The organism is Sporotomaculum syntrophicum, assembly GCF_009932395.1.
Taxonomy (GTDB): domain Bacteria; phylum Bacillota; class Desulfotomaculia; order Desulfotomaculales; family Desulfallaceae; genus Sporotomaculum; species Sporotomaculum syntrophicum.
This window is the reverse complement of the sequence record NZ_LSRS01000001.1, coordinates 258,306-276,266: the sequence shown is the minus strand read 5'-3', so window position 1 is coordinate 276,266 and position 17,961 is coordinate 258,306. Positions and strand designations below refer to the sequence as shown.

The 17,961-nt window shown below is 45.0% G+C and carries 16 protein-coding genes; 15 read left to right on the top strand and 1 reads right to left on the bottom strand.

Annotated features, from left to right (window positions below; translation table 11 throughout):
* Position 1 precedes the first annotated feature (1 nt).
* The 12 genes from SPSYN_RS01470 to SPSYN_RS01415 all read left to right on the top strand — a co-directional run bounded on the left by SPSYN_RS01470 (position 2) and on the right by SPSYN_RS01415 (position 10,722).
* A complete protein-coding gene (locus tag SPSYN_RS01470) occupies positions 2 to 1,210 on the top strand; it encodes a type II secretion system F family protein (protein ID WP_161820726.1) in 1,209 nt (402 codons plus the stop codon).
* A gap of 4 nt (positions 1,211 to 1,214) precedes the next feature.
* Positions 1,215 to 1,940 (top strand): sigma-70 family RNA polymerase sigma factor, encoded by a 726-nt coding sequence (locus SPSYN_RS01465; protein WP_161820725.1) that lies wholly within the window; start codon positions 1,215 to 1,217, stop codon positions 1,938 to 1,940.
* Between the two features lie 41 nt (positions 1,941 to 1,981).
* A complete protein-coding gene (gene pilM / locus SPSYN_RS01460; RefSeq protein WP_161820724.1) occupies positions 1,982 to 3,049 on the top strand; it encodes a type IV pilus biogenesis protein PilM in 1,068 nt (355 codons plus the stop codon).
* 3 nt (positions 3,050 to 3,052) lie between these two features.
* Positions 3,053 to 3,682 (top strand): PilN domain-containing protein, encoded by a 630-nt coding sequence (locus SPSYN_RS01455; protein WP_161820723.1) that lies wholly within the window; start codon positions 3,053 to 3,055, stop codon positions 3,680 to 3,682.
* Positions 3,683 to 3,729: 47 nt separating this feature from the next.
* The gene (locus SPSYN_RS01450) at positions 3,730 to 4,263 is read left to right on the top strand and encodes a type IV pilus inner membrane component PilO (RefSeq protein ID WP_161820722.1); all 534 of its coding nucleotides are present in this window, start codon (positions 3,730 to 3,732) and stop codon (positions 4,261 to 4,263) included.
* A gap of 39 nt (positions 4,264 to 4,302) precedes the next feature.
* The gene (locus SPSYN_RS01445; protein ID WP_161820721.1) at positions 4,303 to 5,052 is read left to right on the top strand and encodes a hypothetical protein; all 750 of its coding nucleotides are present in this window, start codon (positions 4,303 to 4,305) and stop codon (positions 5,050 to 5,052) included.
* A complete protein-coding gene (locus SPSYN_RS01440) occupies positions 5,049 to 6,311 on the top strand; it encodes a secretin N-terminal domain-containing protein (protein WP_161820720.1) in 1,263 nt (420 codons plus the stop codon). Before SPSYN_RS01445 ends, SPSYN_RS01440 begins: the two co-directional genes overlap by 4 nt.
* Before the next feature lie 150 nt (positions 6,312 to 6,461).
* A complete protein-coding gene (locus tag SPSYN_RS16140; protein WP_279279230.1) occupies positions 6,462 to 6,818 on the top strand; it encodes a competence type IV pilus major pilin ComGC in 357 nt (118 codons plus the stop codon).
* A gap of 278 nt (positions 6,819 to 7,096) precedes the next feature.
* Positions 7,097 to 7,501 carry a type II secretion system protein gene (locus SPSYN_RS01430; protein ID WP_161820719.1) on the top strand — a complete coding sequence of 135 codons (405 nt, stop codon included), beginning with the start codon at positions 7,097 to 7,099 and terminating at the stop codon, positions 7,499 to 7,501.
* A gap of 422 nt (positions 7,502 to 7,923) precedes the next feature.
* Positions 7,924 to 9,648, top strand: a complete 1,725-nt coding sequence (locus tag SPSYN_RS01425; RefSeq protein WP_161820718.1) for a DUF7305 domain-containing protein — start codon at positions 7,924 to 7,926, stop codon at positions 9,646 to 9,648.
* Positions 9,649 to 9,774: 126 nt separating this feature from the next.
* Positions 9,775 to 10,170 (top strand): type II secretion system protein, encoded by a 396-nt coding sequence (locus SPSYN_RS01420; RefSeq protein WP_161820717.1) that lies wholly within the window; start codon positions 9,775 to 9,777, stop codon positions 10,168 to 10,170.
* Positions 10,171 to 10,722, top strand: a complete 552-nt coding sequence (locus tag SPSYN_RS01415; protein WP_423828268.1) for a prepilin-type N-terminal cleavage/methylation domain-containing protein — start codon at positions 10,171 to 10,173, stop codon at positions 10,720 to 10,722. It begins immediately after the preceding gene.
* Positions 10,723 to 10,808: 86 nt separating this feature from the next.
* Here SPSYN_RS01415 and SPSYN_RS01410 read toward each other — a convergent pair whose 3' ends face one another.
* Positions 10,809 to 12,032, bottom strand: a complete 1,224-nt coding sequence (locus tag SPSYN_RS01410) for a hypothetical protein (RefSeq protein ID WP_161820715.1) — start codon at positions 12,030 to 12,032, stop codon at positions 10,809 to 10,811.
* Between the two features lie 231 nt (positions 12,033 to 12,263).
* Between SPSYN_RS01410 and SPSYN_RS01405 the strand changes: the two genes are divergently transcribed.
* The 3 genes from SPSYN_RS01405 (at position 12,264) to SPSYN_RS01395 (ending at position 17,839) form a co-directional block, all read left to right on the top strand.
* On the top strand, positions 12,264 to 13,331 hold the full coding sequence (locus SPSYN_RS01405) for a type IV pilus twitching motility protein PilT (RefSeq protein ID WP_161820714.1): 1,068 nt from the start codon (positions 12,264 to 12,266) through the stop codon (positions 13,329 to 13,331).
* Between the two features lie 155 nt (positions 13,332 to 13,486).
* Positions 13,487 to 15,106, top strand: a complete 1,620-nt coding sequence (locus SPSYN_RS01400; RefSeq protein WP_161820713.1) for a copper amine oxidase N-terminal domain-containing protein — start codon at positions 13,487 to 13,489, stop codon at positions 15,104 to 15,106.
* Positions 15,107 to 15,385: 279 nt separating this feature from the next.
* Entirely contained in the window at positions 15,386 to 17,839 is a 2,454-nt protein-coding gene (locus SPSYN_RS01395) for a PAS domain S-box protein (RefSeq protein ID WP_161820712.1), read from the top strand.
* The last annotated feature ends 122 nt before the right edge of the window (positions 17,840 to 17,961 follow it).

Sequence of the window (17,961 nt, the reverse complement as noted above, 5' to 3'; positions counted from 1 at the left end):
TATGCCTATGTACGCTTACGAGGCGTTTGACAATGCCGGGGTTCCGGTAAACGGTAAAATTGAGGCCGAGCACGAGCAGTCGGCCGCCGATCGGCTGCGCAAAAAGGGTTACATTGTTGTTGAAATAACCGGGGTCAAAGAAACATCATTAAGAAAAACCTTCAGCAAACATTGCAAAATTAAAGTAGGAGATATAACTTTTTTTAGCCGGCAGCTTGCCGCCATGATTTCGGCCGGTATACCGCTGACGCGTTGTTTATATACTTTGCATGAACAAACCAACAATGTTAAATTGCGCGACATTGTGGGCGAAATTGCTCGCAATGTGGAGGGAGGCATAAGTTTATCCGAGTCACTGCGTGCGTATCCGGAGGTGTTTTCTCCCATGTTCGTAGACATGATCAGAGCCGGTGAAGTGGGCGGTGCTATGGAAGAAATGCTTAAGCGCCTTTCAGAACAATTGGAGCGCAATAAAATACTGCGGGACAATATCCGGGCCGCTACTTTTTACCCTACCGTAGTAATATTATTCGCCTGTTTTGTTGTAATGGCCATGCTGTTTTTTGTTGTGCCGGTTTTTGTCGGCTTTTTTCCACCCGGCACCCCCTTGCCGCTACCTACAAAAATAATGATTGCTCTAAGCGATTCACTGCGCTTTTACTGGTATATACATATATGTTCGCTTATAGCAGTTGTGCTGGGAATGCGATTTTACCTGGCTAATGACGCCGGTAAAAAAGCCTGGGATAGTGTTAAATTTCGGTTGCCGGTTTTTGGCGATATTTTTAAAAAGGCCGCTGTGGCGAGCTTTTCCCGCACTCTATCCACGCTGCTGGCCGGAGGTATTCCGGTTTTGCAGGCACTGGAGACGGCAGGCCCGGCAACAGGCAGTATGCAAATCACAAAAGCAGTTCAGCAGACCGGAGCCGGCCTTCAAGAGGGGCGAGGCATTGCCGTGCTGCTTCAAAAAAGCGGCTTCTTCCCTCCCATGTTGATTAACATGGTGGCCATTGGTGAGGAAACAGGTGAATTGTCCGCTTTACTGGGCAAAGTGGCCGAGTTTTACGAAGAAGAAGTGGCTGTCACCACCAAGGGGCTGACATCGCTGTTGGAACCGGTGCTGCTGATAATAATTGGCTGTATTATTGGGGGGATGGTAATTGCCATTTACCTGCCGATATTTACCGCGGTAACCTCGGTAGGGAGGTAAAGTGATGATTGAGGAGGGGAAAACTTGGGACGCGGCAAATAGTATTGAAGCAGCTATGGCGGATTACCTCCGCTGCCCAGATGAACAGCATTTGCAGCGAGTGGTGCGGGCAGGTTCCCGCCTGGTGCACCATTTTGCCAAATTATATGCCCCGGACCTGCCAAAAGATGATGTATTACAAGCAGGTTTTGAGGGATTAATCAAGTCGGTTAAACGTTATGACCCGGAGCGCAGTGCAGCCTTTGCCACCTTTGCGAGTCATTACATTATGGGTGAGATCCGGCACTATATTCGCAAAGAGGCCGCTTATTACCGGCCGGGCTGGGCCGCCAATTTACAGAACAAGATCGACCAGTATATTGAAGAATGCCTCAAACAAACCGGCAATGTGCCCGAGGTCGGTGAAATTGCCGCTGCGTTAAACGTACGGGAGGAAGGCGTTATCCAAACCATGCGGGCGGGTTTGGTTTCTTTCGACGATATTGACATATCACAAATTCACAGCATGCGATATGAAAGTTTTCACTTACCCATTGAGGATATCATTGTTCTCGGGCAGGCCCTGGAAAAATTGTCTGAATTGCAGCGCAAGGTAATCGGGCTGTTGTTTTACCGGGATATGACCCAGAACGAGGTAGCCGAGGAACTGGGCATAAGCCAGCGCAAGGTATCCAGAATATTGCATAAAAGTCTCAAAATAATGTCGGATTTATTCCAAAAACGGCCTTAATAATTATAATGTTAAATAAAATTAAGGGAGTTGGTGAGCTTATGCAGTTACTTAAGTCTGCCGACGCGGTAGGCCTTGAACTGGACACCGGGATTATTCGTGTGGTGAGCTTAAGCGGCGTTAAGCATGCCCCATCACTGGTAGCGGCGGGGGAAATAACGATTCCTGAAGATGCCGTGTCCGAGGGAGTGGTAGCCGATGTTGACGCCGTTGCGAGTGCATTGGAAGAGTTGTGGGCGAAAGCCCGCATAGGCAGCCGTGAGGTGACGCTGGGCATATCCAACCAGGGTGTGCTGATGAGGCTGACCAACTTTCCCAAAATTCCGGACAATAAACTGTCCCAGGCATTGCATTTTCAAGCTGGCGAATACTTGCCCATATCGCCTGATGAAATGGTGTTAGATTACGCCGTAATGGGTGAAATAGACGGTGACAACGGCCGCCTGTTGCAAATATTGCTGGTGGCGGCCAGGCGGGATCTGCTTGATAAAAGCCTGCAGGCGGTGCAAAAGGCGGCCCTGGTGCCCCGGGTGGTGGATGCCGTTCCTTTGGCACTAATGCGTACACTACCTGCGGAACGGCTGAAAAGTTCCCTGCTGCTGGCCGACATATCCAACGGGCTTACAACGTTGCTTCTGGTTACGGACGGTATACCGCGCTTTGCCCGGGTGATACCGCACTCGCTGAAATCTTATGCGTGTGAGCTGGACAAGCCGTTGGAAGAACTGCTTCAGGCGGTGTGCCAGGCGGCTGCGTCGGCTCAGGACAACCGGTTACCGGGCGAGCATGCCTCGGATACCGGTCAAGCGGCTGCCGGTTCGCCGAGCGTGTGGGAATTGGCACTGGCTAATGATATACGCTCTTCAATTGGCTATTACATGACCCAAACCGAAGAGGTCGCGGTGGACGCTCTGATTATCAGTGGCCGAGGCGCCCGATTGGCGGGGCTGACCGAATATTTACAGGCGGAAATTGAGCTGCCGGTGGAGATCATTGACCCGCTGGTCAATATCAAAGACTACATCCGGGTCAAGGATGTGGATTTGCAGCGTAAAGGACCGGATTTTGCCGTAGCTATCGGCCTGGCTTTGCGCGGACTGGAGGAATAACGTTTGTATGTCAGAATAAATTTATTGCCTCCGGAGATTAAAGCCCGGTGGGAAAGCGAGCGTAAAAAACGAACCGCGCTGTTGATGGCAGGTGCTGTACTGGCGATCTTTATCGTGTTATATGGCGTGCTGGTGCTGGCAACGTTTCAGGTGCGGGCCGATGTGACCGGGCTGCGCAATGAACGTGCGGAACTGGAAAGTAAAATCCCTGCTTTGCAGCAATATGCCCAATTGCAGAACCAGATTGAGCAAACTGAGGGGTTAATAAAAGAAGCGGTAGGTATTCCCCCGTCGTGGAAGTCCGTTTTAGAAAACATAGGGCTCCATATACCCGTAAACGTGTGGTTGTCGGACCTTTCGTACTCCAATGAAAAGAATGGAGGCAGGCAAAGTACCAGTTCCAACAGTAATACGACAAATAACCAGGAGGCACCCGAGACCTGTGGCGAGTTAACCATTCAGGGTTATGCTTTTGAGTATATTGCGATGACGCAGTGGCTGGAGCAAATACGCCAAATACCGGAGCTAACTGGTGTTAATTGCCGGTTTTCCTCCAGGGAGGAACTGAACGGGGAACCGGTGATCCGTTTTGAGATTAAAGCCGGTGTGCTTTCAGGGCAACCTGCCGGTTAATCGATCATTATATTCCTATAATAGCAGCAAAAGCAGGTGGTGGTTAAGTGAAGAAATCAAATTATTCTCGTGAGGAAGTGCTATCGATTGGCCTGGGAGCTGTCGCAATAATACTTATGATGTTTTTGCTTTACAACCAGTGGACCGCATTACAGGAAGGACATGCCGCCATAGACCGGGAACGTGCTTCCCTGTACAAAACGCAAGCATCGTACCGGGGATTAAAACAGTTGGAAAGCCGGGCCGAACAAATGCAGGAAAAATTAAACGAGTTCAATAAAGCGTTTCCCGGGAGCCCGGCGGAAGATTTGTTGATTAATGATATCAGCAATATGGCTACGGCTGCCGGCGGCGATCTGCTGCAAGTGCAATTTGCCGAGCATATCACCCGAAAGAAATACATGGAAATGCCTGTAACCATTGATTTGAAGATAAATTATACGGGTATGATTGATATGCTGGACTACATGCAAAACGGCCCCCGGGCGTTGCGTATTGAGGAATTCACCATGAGAGGGGGCGACCAAATGTCGCCGGGTATCAGCGCAAATATCAAGACTACCGCATTTTATACGGATTAAGGTTCATTTATTTTAACGATGCGGAAGGAGTAGTAGAGCGTGACCATGCCAAAAATCAATATCAACCGGGAGCAACTAGGACAATTTATTGTTAACAATAAAAAAAATCTGATTACCGGCGGAGTTATTTTGCTGGCTTGTTTTATTTTTTTGGCTATGCTGTTTAAATTAAACGATAGCTATATTAATAAAAACCAGGACGAGCAGACTCAGCAGCAAAACGGCAGCAAAACAGCTAAAAGCCCGGAACCCGGGGCCCTGAGTACATATTTGCCGGATACCGGCCGTAAGCTGGATGAAAGCCGCGATATACGTGATCCTTTCAGCAGTGGCATGGTTTTAAAAGGTATCATTACAGGCGGCAATGGCGGTAACCTGGCTATCATTGAAACGGGGAACACAGCTTTTGTGACCGGACCCGGCGAAGAGATAGCCGGGGGTTGGACGGTGGAGGAAATAAAACGCGGCGCCGTGATAATAAAAATGGGCACTAATAAACTGCAGCTGGAGTTTAACGGCCGGGTCAAGGATTTAACCTCCCGGGCAGCTCAGGTTAAGCCGTCAACTAATCAACCGGCAGATAAAGCTGCAGCGGCTGAAAAGGCAACGTCCGGTGATACTGCGGAGCAATCATCCGCCCAGGCGCCCGGCAACACTTCCGGGCAAGGGAGAGGGCAAGTTACTGAACAACCGGCTGAACCGGAAACAATATCCCAGGCAGAACAGGGTGCTAATCAAATGGACAATCAGTCACCTGACGCGCTGGATGAAGAAGGTGGTAACGAATGACCGGTAGAATAATTATCATTGCCGTGATCCTTATGCAGTTTTTTTTCGCTTGCCCGGCCATTGCCGATGCTCCGGTTGTCGGGAGCGTTGGCAAAGGTGATATGTTGCCGGCTTTGGCTGCCGCCGACTACCCGGTGGACTCGGCTTTTGCCATCAACAATGAACGTATATCCCTCGATTTTCGTGGCGTGGATATCCGGGACGTATTGTCCGCGCTGGCCATTAAAATGGGCGTGGATATTATACTGGTGGATGCGCAGCCCGTTGAAATTAACTTTAAAGCCAACAATATTACCCCCTTGCAGGCGATGGAACTGATTATTGAGGAGCAGGGGCTGACTTACCTGCAAAACGGGCAAATTATGCTGGTAGGCTCTCCGGGTATATTGCAGGAAAACTTTTTTGACCAGATGTTTATAACAAGGTTCAGCCTTTTTTACGTGCCGGCGGATAAAATGAAGGAGCTTATCGGCTCTTTGGGAGTTGAGCAAGTAACCGTTACAGTTGATACCAACCAGAACCTGATCTGGGTACAGGGGACCGCCCAGGTTTTGAAAAAGGTGCGAGAGCTGATTTACGCGGTAGACACCGGAGACAGCCAGCTATCATTAGAATATAAAACTCTCACGCTGACCCAGATACCCACCGAACGGGTGGTGGAACTCTTTAAGGATGTCGGCATTGAACTAAAACGATATGTACAGCTTGATAACAGGCTTTTAGTATTTGACAGTGAGCTGTTTTCCCGATGGGAGCAAATTGAGACACTGGTCAAGGAACTGGATATAACGGCTGCAGGCAAGCGAAAGGTTTTTGTTTACCAGTTTAAAAATATTACTGCCGGTTATGCGGCGGAGAGATTGTCAATGTTTAACTTCGGTGATGATGTTAAAACAGTAACCTATAACTACGAAAAATTCGGCAAAGAGTTGCTGGTCATCTGCCCACCTAACATGGAAACAGCGGTGCGCAGCGCGCTGGCCGGTTTGGATACCACGCGCCAGAAAACCCGGGTACCCGTGCTGACGGTGACCGGCACGGGAGCGCACGAAAGCCTGAATGCCAGGCGAAACCTGCTGAGCGAGCTATCCGGCATCTCACTGGCTAACTTTCATATTTCCAATAACCTGTCGGGAGATAAAGATAAACCGGAATACGTGCTCTGGGTGGAGGAGACACCTGATAATGTGCAGCTGGTAAAGGATTTGATTGGGGAAATGGGTGGTGGAAGTAGCGGTAGCACGGAAAGTGAAGATTAAGAATAAGTGGCGAATAGTAAGTTGGATAAGTAGTTGAAAAATTTATGACGAATTGTGTCTAAGATTCGGTTTGGCAGGTATAACATGGGTAGACAGTTAAGTTTGAAGCATGAGATAATATAAAATTTCACATGTAAGGAGGTGAAAAGAATGTTTAGAAAGATTAGCTATGCGCTGAAGAACCGGAAAGGCTTTACGCTGGTGGAACTGATGGTGGTTGTGGTGATTATTGGTATTTTGGTGGCGATTGCGGTGCCGGTGTATAATAATGTGACGGAAAAAGCTGAAAAAAATGCTTGTGCTGCTACAGTCCGTACACTTAATGGTGCTTCAAGCATGTATAATGCAAATGAAGGTAGTTTTCCAACAGACGTTGATATGTTGGTTAATGGAGGTTACATTCTAGAAACACCAGAATGCCCTGCGAATGGAACTTATACAGCTGAAGCTGGCGTTTTTTATTGTAGCGAGCATAATCCTGCTTCTGGTGATGATACATCAGATTAGGAGAATAGGGTGTCAGGCATCCAACTTGTTAACCTGTTATTTGATAGAATTAACACCTCTTGTTAATAAGTATACCGGGAGGTGTTGATTTTTGGCAGGTAACGAGTAGAGTATTCAATGAAACACGGGGGCGGTTTTTGCTCCAGATTTGCGGTGTTGTTACTTTCTCATTGCTTTCTCGGCTTAATATGGGGGAACCGGAAGTTGATGTTTTTCACTTAAGCGGAGATTAAAGTATGGTTGATGTACTTTAAACGAGGCGAGAGGAGGGGGTTATTATGAAGTCGGTACAGGAAAGGGCTTTTTTATCCTACCGCCATAATAACCCCCTTTTGAACCATTCCGGCTTTAATTTGGTTGAACTGATGGTCGTGGTGGCCATTATTGCCGTCTTGCTGGCGGTGGCAGTACCCGTCTACGAAGCAGTAAAAACATATGCTGCAGAAGAAGCCAACGAGGCAAATATGCGTATCATTCACGGTGCCGTGCAGATGTATATTGCCGACCATGGTGTGCCGGACGGCGCTTTTACCTCAGAACAATGGGAAGAAAAGCTGAAAACCTACCTAATGCAGGAATGGCCTGACCCGCCTCCCGGCTATGCTGGAAGATACAAGGTAAACGGCGGTTTTCAAAATTATACTATTAGCGGCGTTACAAAGGCTCATAAAAATAAAGAATAAGGTGGCAGGCAACATTAGTGTATTTGGTATGGCAGGGGTTGGCTTATCACTAACCCTTGTTCGCCCAGTTATGGCGGTAACTATTACACAAAGTATTTTGCCTGTCTATTTACCTTCCAATTTAATGCACCTACCCCTGACCGGATGTACTGTTGTAGCTGCAGGTAGCCATTTATTAGCTCAATATAGTCAATTAGTTCTTTATCAAAACTAGTGTGTTATGATAGCTCATGGGGAATAGATCCAACTGTATTTTGGTTATAATTATTCACTTTATTTGGTTTTTAGTTGTTTTTAGTGTTTACTGCCTATTCGATAAGTGAAGATAAATTATTTATTTATGTTTGGATGTTATTTAAGAATTTTCGAGCAGACTCTTAATAATATGGTTTTATAGTTTAACGAAAGGCAGTGTATGATATATGTTTATGTTAAAGAATGAAAAAGGAATGGCTATGGTATTAGTTTTATTTATAGTTGTTCTAACTACAATGTTGGGTACTGTAGTATGGCATGCTAGTTCCCAGGAAACTTTATCTTCTAGAAAAAATGAGAATAAAACACAAGCTTATTACTTTGCCCGGTCAGGCGTTGAGATGGCCATAAGTCTTATTAAAAATGGCTATTGTGACGACATGTCTCCAGCCGATCCTCCTGTGGAGTTTTGGGGGACTTTAGACGGTCCCTTAAGTCCAACAGAAACCCAGGATTATAATATTAAATTTATTATATCATTGGATATTGTAGATGGTGAGTACTATTTTAATATAGATTCCGTTGGCATTGTGAGAGAAGGTCAAATATATGCAGCACAGGCCCAATCTGATTTAAAATATAAAATTAGAAAATCAGATATTGTAGATAATGGAAGTAATGCTGGTGGGAATGGTGGTGTTGTTGGGGATCCAATGGCTTTATTTGCAGAGACCTCTATAACAATCAATAGTGATGCTAAAATAAACGGTAATGTTGCAACAAACTCTATTACAGCTAATAGCATTAAATTTAGCTATAACGGTTATATAAATAACGGGAATTTATATATTGGACCTGGGGGAGATGGAGCGTCGGTTGTGCAATTCACTGGTTGGCAGCGCGGGCCAGAAACAAATATTCCAAATGGCTCAATTGAAAATCTTCCTTCGGTTCGGGAGTATCCTTTACCCAGTTATCAATTTGATCCTTTTCCTAGTTTTCTTCCGCTTCCAGAGGAACCTCAAACTCCTGTAAGTGTTAGTGCAGGCGGAACAATAGCAAATGATGGATGGTATAATGTCAATGTTAATAATGGCAATTTGTTAATTAATACGGGGAGTGCTGGGGAAATTCGTAAGGTTTGTGTAAGTTCATTTAATCTTAATGGAGGACACATACAAGTTCAAGGAAGCGGACGGCTGTATCTATATATAAGTGGTAACTTTTCCATGAAAAACAGTACAATTAATAACAATGGCGATTCTACTTTGGTTTATATTTTTTTACATAGTGATATTAAATCCATTACCTTAGATCATAATATCAAGATCTTTGGCTCACTGTATGCTGAAGACGCAACTATAAAATTAACAGGTAATTCCATGGTAAAGGGAAACATTTATACTGAGGGATCTGTTGTAGAGTTATTAGGCAGTAACAGGGAGGCAGTGAGCGGATCTATTTTTGCAGAGAACGGAAATATAAAAGTCTACGGTGATTCTATAATAAGGGGGAATATCTATTCTGCTGGGGACATGGTGGAAGTGTATGGTAGTGTTAGAGATGCGGTAATCGGTGCAATCTTTATTGAAAATGGTGTTGTTAATATCTATGGTAGTGCCACAATAAATGGTGATGTTATTTCCCGAGGCGGAACTGTGAGAGTGTCTGGTTCAGGGGCCGCAGTTAATGGTTTTACGTACGCGCCATGCTCAAATGTAGAAGTTTTAAATAGCGGAATGATCCAAGGAACTGTTGTGGCTAATACTTGCACTGTAGATGGTGGGAATCGTGATGCTATAACTGCCAATAGTTCGCTGGATACAACCTTTTTTAATTCGCTGGGTTGGGGTACAAATGGCCCTCCCTCACTTGTATTAAATGAGCAAGTAACACCCGTAGTTACGCCAAACACAAATTGGCGTAATAAAGGTAAATGGGTAAAGGAATAGGTCTATACGGAATGTGTATGTTGATCAAAATAGTCTTAGTGGGTAATTAATAGATTGTCAAAGTAATTATCATTAGATGGCTAAAAGTAAATAAATCATATGAAGCCAAAAAAGAGATGTGATAATATGAAAAAACTAACCTGTAACAAGGGGTTCTCATTGGTAGAAGTAATGGTAGCCCTAATAGTATTAGTAATCATGGTGGGTGCTTTTGTCAATTTTTTCGGTTGGAGTATTACGAGTATATTTGCAGATGGTGAAAAAACCCGGGCTGTTGCCGAGGCGGAAAAAAAACTTGAGCATTTACATAATTCCATGGATAATTATTATACCGACACAGAATATGTAAACGATTATAATGATGTATTTATTAAATACCCTGACCGTGTGCGTAATTTTTGCGTGGAAGAAGTCACCCGGCTAAATGGTATTGTAGAGGGATATAACGTAACGGTGGTAGTTTTTTATCATAATGGTGAACGTCACGTTTCTGTTTCATCATTCATTGAGGGGGAGACATAAATCTTTTATTCACCTTTTAACAAAAAAGGATTTACATTAATTGAGATGCTTATTGCCCTGACTATTTTACTTTTGGTGTTGGTTGTAGGGTTTAATTTTTATTTTTATGTCAATAGAGCCTCTACTGTTTCCAGCCGACAAGCCGCAGTACAGTTTAATGTGCGCTTTGCCAAGGAACAAATCGAGGAAATCGTTCGTTTGGCAGATAGTATGGAAATCTTTCAAGAATGGAATGCCAGTCTTGTTAATAAATCCTCCGATGAAGCCATTTATGTTGATGAATCCGGTTCATTAGTTCATTATCAAAATGGTACACCAAAAAACTTGCTGGAGGGTATTTCAGAGGGAATTGATTATGAGATTACCTTTAATACTGATGATCAAGTTTTTTTATGTTACAACATAAGTGGTATGACGGATGATGGTTATACTTACGAAATGAGCACGGAGTTGAAAATATTAAATATTGCCGGGGATTCAGGTATTATTAAAAACTTTGGTGATGAGTTTACCACCGGATCGGCCATTGTATTTAGTTTTGATGGGAATTAAGTGTAGTTAATCATATTAATTTTGCTAAGATTATATAAGATTATATCCTGGTAAAAAACCAGGCTTGTTTTTTGTGACAGGGGGTGCTACTCTATCCCAATACCAACCATATACACATCAATCCCATCATTACGTTTCTGCGTAATGCCCAGCTGCTCGTCCCGCCAGCCGGTCACGATATACCCTTTATCTTGATTTGGCATAATGGAAAACTCCCGGTTTAGATTGCCATTGTGCCAGGTTTTTTCCCACAGTTTTTTCCCATTGGCATCGGTCTTTACCAGGTATAAACATAATTCCCTATTGACGACGGAATTTGACCAGCCTGCCACCAAAAAACCACCGTCACTGGTTTGCTGAACAGTTTTGCCAGTTTCTAAATCAGCTCCGCCGAATGTCTTTTCCCAGATTTTTTTTCCGGCATAGTTTATTTTAATAAGGTAGATATCACTGTTGCCTGCGCCAAAAGAAGCTGTCTGCCCGGCCACGATGTAGTCGCCGTCTTTGGTTTGTTCCACGGAGGCAGCCGTATCCCAGCCTGCACCGCCGAAAGTTTGAGCCCAAATTTGATTCCCATGAGCATCCGTTTTGATCAGGTATACGTCATAACCGCCGGCCCCGAAGGAATATGTCTGCCCGGTCACAATATACCCGCCGTCACTGGTTTGCCGGACGGCAGTGGCAAAATCGGTTTCCTTGCCGCCGAGGGTTTTTTCCCACTCTTTTTTACCCTCGGCATTGGTTTTAATAAGGTATACATCGCTGTCACCGGCTCCTGATGAAGAGGTTGCGCCCGCGATAATATAGCCTCCGTCCGCGGTTTGCAGCACGCAGGCTCCGGTATCTTCACCGGTCCCGCCAAATTCTTTGTGCCACTCTTCGCGGCCCGATGTGTCTGTTTTGACGAGGTAAACATTGTTGCCTTCCGGTTTTAAGACAGGCTGTGTGGTCCCGGCCATAATGTATCCCCCGTCGCCGGTCTGCTGTACGGAATAGCCCCGGTCGTTTTTAGCATTGCCGAATGTATGTTTCCATTCCAGGTGCCCTTTTGTATCAAGTTTGATCAGGTAGGCATCGTAATCACCGTTACCGTGCATATGGTAAGATTGGGATTCTCCGGCAATTATATAGCCGCCATCATTTGTCGGTTGGGCGTAATACCCCCGGTCATTTTGTTTATTACCCACTGTACGCTCAACATCAACTTCTAATTCGGGTGCGGCCCAAGCATTGTATATATTAGGACCGCCCCAAAATATTATGGCAAGCATGCATATCGTAATCAGTTTGGTTCTAATGTTTGAGAACAACTGTCTATCACCTTTCTTTGAAAATAATCACATATTGTGTCTTAATTATAACATGGAATTATATGCTTGCTAAGGGAACTTTTTATGTGCATGGGACATTAACAATGCTTGTATCTTTTTATCTTTGGCAACGGTATATCTGTACAAATTTTGTAAATTAAGTTAGTATAATTATTTAGGACATAAGCTATTGATATTGTAAATAAGTCAAGAAGGATGGGAATATAATTAATGCACATCAATGATCTACTTGAACAAGCAGTTGTCCGGTGTGCCTCCGACTTACATATAATGGCGGGAGTTGCACCTTTGCTGAGGATAAATGATGAGCTGACCGAAATAAATTTCCCACCGCTTACGGCGAGTGATACTCTGGAATTGGCCAGGCAATTACTCAACCCGGAAAAGATAAACATTCTGGAGCAGCTTGGTGAAGTGGATTTGTCCACTGAATGCCGGGGTTTGGGGTATTTTCGGGTAAATGTCTATTACCAGCGGGGCACCGTGGGTATTGCCTGCAGGGTGGTCGGTACCCGGATTCCTACTGTTGATGAACTAAATTTACCCGGCTCTATTAAAGATTTGGCCCGGCGTACCCGTGGATTGGTCATTATCACGGGACCGACCGGCAGCGGTAAGTCTACAACTTTGGCTGCGATGATTAATCTTATTAATGATGAAAAGCAATATCATATAATTACTCTGGAAGATCCCATTGAATACAGGCATTCTAACAAAAAGAGCATCATCAGCCAAAGGGAAATCGGCAGGGACAGCAGATCTTTCCCCAGTGCGCTGCGGGCGGCCTTGCGGCAAGATCCGGATGTTATACTGGTGGGCGAGATGCGTGACCTGGAAACTATTTCTATCGCTATAACTGCCGCTGAAACTGGCCATCTGGTATTGGCTACATTACATACTATGGATGCTCCCCAGACGGTGGAGAGAATCATTGATGTGTTTCCACCCAATCAGCAGCAGCAGATAAGGATCCAGCTGGCTAATACACTGGTGGGGGTGGTTTCCCAGCGTCTTTTGCCAAGTAAAGACGGGCAAAGAAGGATACCGGCCGTGGAGGTGCTGGTATGCACCCCTGCGGTGCGCAATTTGATCCGGGAGAAAAAGATATTTCAGATTTATTCTTACATGCAAACAGGCGGCAAGTACGGTATGCAGACACTGGACAATCATTTATTGGAACTTCACGGTAAAGGACAGATCAGCGCTAAGGACGTTATGGAGCATGCTTCGGATGTGGAGGCTATGTCGCGTTATTTTAAAGATGGTGCCAGGCAATGACAAACACCCGATGATCCCTGCTGTATTCCCAAAACCTTCCTATCGGTCTCTAGTTGTTAGTCATCTTATAGCTGTTATGATTGCATTTTATATGAATAACTATTTAATTATGATATAATCCCAATAGGATGTATAAATTTACGGAGGTGATCCGCTTGCTCAAGAAAACCTTATTTAATGTTTTACTGGCGTTATCTTTATGTTTTTGTGTGGTTTTGTCTACCAGTGCGGCACAACCAACTGCGAAAGACCTGGTCATAACCGGCATTAAAAACTTTGATTTAGGTGTTGACAAAGGTTTTTACGAAAAGTCTGAGGATGTAACCAGCATTAAGATTACTGAGTTTGACGGGAGCGTTACTAAGGAGTTAGGCCAATTTAAAGGTGCGTCTATTGACCTTTTATCACAGCTTGATTCAAATAATAATGTTATTAAAGTAAGCTATACCACAGAAATTGATGGTAATAAACACAACGGCGATATCTATTTAAAAGATGATAAGGTTATCTTGAACAAGGATATCTTCATTTTACTGAAAGATTTCGGGCTTGATGTATTTAAGAATAACCCTGCATTTTTAGAACAAAGTCCCGAATACCTGTATTTATCTAATGAACAGCTTAAGAGTGTCTGGGAACAGATGCTCAGCTATCAAAACCAGCAACTGCCCGGGGAATACAAAGATTTACTGCTTTTCCTGGTGGAAGCCATACCGGAGCAGTACTTTAACCTTACTGCCAGCAAGGTTACTTTACAATTGGACCAAAACGGTTTTGAAGATGTAATATACAACCTGTCAACTAAAATAAAAAATGAGAAAGAAAGAGTAGCCGACATAGTAGTTAATTTAAACAAATACAATTACGAACAGATGGGAGTTACTCCGGAACAATTAAAGCAGCAAATTATTACCGGCATTGACAGCATGCCTGTTATATCCCGGGAGCAAATAAAGCTGTTTAGCAGCTTCGTGGAAGTCAATGATTTTATTTATGAGGCCGCTCTTATACCCGGCGGGCAAAAGAACTTTAATCTGGACCTTGGCTTTAAAGCACCCGACGGCTCAGTAGGTGGGCAGTTAGCTGTTGTTATAGACAGTGTAGGGACAAAAGATAACCTGGAAGGCACTTATAAAATTTCAGGTAACTTTAATGCTCAAAACGGCCCCCAGTTTAATTTTGAAATAAATTGTTTGTGTAATTACCAATCGGAGGCCGCTTATGCCGATACCACTATCAAGGCGACAGCTAAAGATAATACCACCGGTGAATTATTATTAAACTTTGCTGCTATAGCCGATTCCACTACTAAAGTTAATCCTAACCTGGTTGTAAATGCCCCGGAATTAAATGATTCTAACAGCACCGATATAACATCTTTAATTCCGGGACCGGAGCAGGTAAAGGTGGTGACACCACCCATTACTGAGGAAACCGGTTTAATAGTTATTGTAAACGGAAATACCATCGATACTGAAGTGAAACCTGCAATTAAAGACAATGAACATCCCATAGTGCCGGCCAGAGCTGTATTGGAAGCACTGGGCTGCGGGGTTAGATGGTATGCTCCAAACGAGGTGCACATCACCGCCGGTGACAAAACAATATTAGTATACATCAATGAAAGCAACTATAAGGTCAACGGGCTGGAAAAAGCTTTAAGCGTACCGGCCTACCTTGAAGCATGTCGTACAATGATTCCCACCAGCCTTATTGATGAGGAATTAGGGGCTGTAATTGAACTGGTTAACGGGGCTGTAGTAATTACGAAATAACATAAACGATAAAAACCAACCCGCTGCGATGCCAGTTAAAAGCAGCGGGTTGGTTTTTGGGCAAATTGCAAGGTTAAGTGTTTGGCCTTTTTTTATTTTCTTTTTAAAGGCCTGTTTGTTGGCAGTCAATATCTTTGATCGGAGACACCAAGGATGCAAGGATTTTAGGTAAAATTGTTGAAATACATCTAAATCTTAAAGGTTTTTCATAGTTTGTACAGAAACAAAGATCTAGAAAAATAATGAATGTGAACAAACCTTCCCATCGAGGTGTTAATAATGTTTACTCCTTCTAATAACCCTCCAAAGCAACTCAATTGTTCAACTAGTAAGTTAAAACAAGTGGAAGAAGCGTTGCGCGAGAGCGAGGAGCAATATCGTCAACTTGTTGAACTATCACTTGATGCTGTTATCATATACTGCGAAGGCAAGATCGTCTTTGCGAATATGGCTGCTGTAAAACTTATAGGCGCTACAAATAGAGAAGAGATCATTGGAAAGTCGCTGATGGATATTGTGCACCCGGACTGCCGGGAAATCGTCAAAGAGCGCATACGACAAGCACAGGAACAAGGAAAGACCGCGCCATTGGATGAAGAGAAGTTCACCCGGCTGGACGGGTCGGTTGTAGAGGTGGAAGTGACGGCAATTCCTTTCACCTTCCAGGCTAAACCGGCGACACAAGCTATTGTCCGCGATATCACCGAGCGCAAATTGGCAGAGAGAGTACTTCGGGAGTCTGAAGAGAAGTACCGGACTATTTTTGAAACCGCCGGTAGCTCGATGGTAATTATCGAAGGAAATGACATAATTTCCCTGGCTAACACGGAGGCTGAAAAACTCTTCGGCTATTCCAAAGGCGAATTGGAGGACAATAAAAATTGGACTGAATTTATCTTACAAGATGATTTGGAGAAAATAAAAGAATTTCGTCGAATGCGAAGAATTGGCCCAAATGCTACTCTAAGAAACTGTGAATTGCGGTTCATTGACAGGCAGGGCAATGTTAAAAACGTCCTTATGACTGTTGACGTGATTCCGGGAACAGGAAAGAGCGTAGCATCTTTTTTAGATATTACCGAACGCACAAGGGCTGAAAATCGTATCAGTAGACTATACAGAGAGAACCTGCGCCAGTTGAAAACCCTCAGTGCGCTCTATGATAACGCGCAGAAACTCGGGCAAAGCCTTGATTTACAGGAACTGGCCGAAGATGTTACCCGTACCTGTGTGGAAATTTTCGGGGTGAGCTTGGCCGGACTTAGTCGTGCCGAAGAGGATGGTAGTGTAAGTTTGCCAATTCACTATCCCCGGGAGATAAAATACCCCCGGCAAGCAACGTTGCGCTGGGATAACTCATCATCACAGGAGCTGGGCCCGACAGGCACCGCCATCCGTACCGGTTCGCCGGTTATTATCACTGATATCGCCAGCGATCCTATTTTTGCCCCGTGGCGCAAGGCCGCGCTGGAGCAGGGGTATTGTTGTTCCGCCGCATTTCCCCTCATCAGCCGCGGTAAACCTTTTGGCGCACTGGTGCTGCACAGCGACCGGCCCGGCTTCTTTTCATCTGATCGCGTTGAATTCTTCCGGGCTTATGCTCAACAAGTCGCCGCTGCGCTGATAAACGCCCGGCTGTTTAAAGAAATAAAGCGTCATTCCGAACATTTGCAGGCCTTGCGCAATATTGACATGGCTATTACCTCTAGTCTGGATCTGCGTGTCACCTTCAACGTTATCCTGGATCAGGTAACCGCCCAACTGGGCATTGACGCCGCTTGTATCCTGCTGCTTAATAAGTATACACATACCCTGGAATATGCTGCTGGTCGGGGTTTCCTATCCAAGGCTATCGAGCGCTCCCGCTTTCACCTGGGCGAGGGGTACGCCGGCCGGGCTGTCCTTGAGCGGCGTATCGTTGTAATCCCCAATTTAACGGAAGCAGAAGGTTTCTGTGCTCTCACCCGGCTAATGGCGGATGAAGGTTTCATCTCCTACTACGGCGTACCGCTTATGGCCAAAGGGCAGGTCAATGGCGTGTTGGAAATATTTCACCGTGCACCGCTCGACCCCGATCATGAATGGCTGTATTTTTTGGAAGCCCTGGCGGGGCAGGCAGCCATTGCTATAGATAACGCCGCCTTGTTTGATGAACTGCAGCGCTCCAATGTTGAACTAACCCTGGCCTATAACGCTACCATAGAAGGCTGGGCACATGCCCTGGACCTGCGGGATAAAGGAACCGAGGGCCATAGCCGGCGTGTCACCGAGATGACAATGCGCTTAGCGCGTGCTTTAGGGATGAGTGATGCTGAATTGGTGCACGTACGCCGGGGCGCGTTGCTTCACGACATTGGCAAGATGGGCATCCCTGATCGGATACTGCTCAAACCCGGCCCGCTTACGGAAGAAGAGTGGACAACTATGTACCATCACCCGGTTTATGCATACGAAATGCTTTCTTCAATTAACTACTTACGCCAGGCCCTGGACATCCCCTACTGCCATCACGAAAAGTGGGACGGCACGGGTTACCCGCGCGGACTGAAAGGCGAGCAAATTCCGCTAGCGGCACGCATCTTCGCCGTGGTGGACGTATGGGACGCACTTACCTCGGAGCGCCCCTACCGTTCTGCCTGGCCTGAAGGCAAGGTGCGTGAACATATCCTTGAGCAGTCTGGTAAGCACTTTGATCCCAGGGTTGTTGAGGTTTTTCTGGAAATGGAACTTTAAACGAATAAAAAAAGCGTTTTTTACGGAAGCTGGAAGACTAAATTATCTATCTGTTTATTAGTTATATAGATATTTGAGTTATGGTATGATACAATTCAGTAAGAATATGGGTATAAATAGAT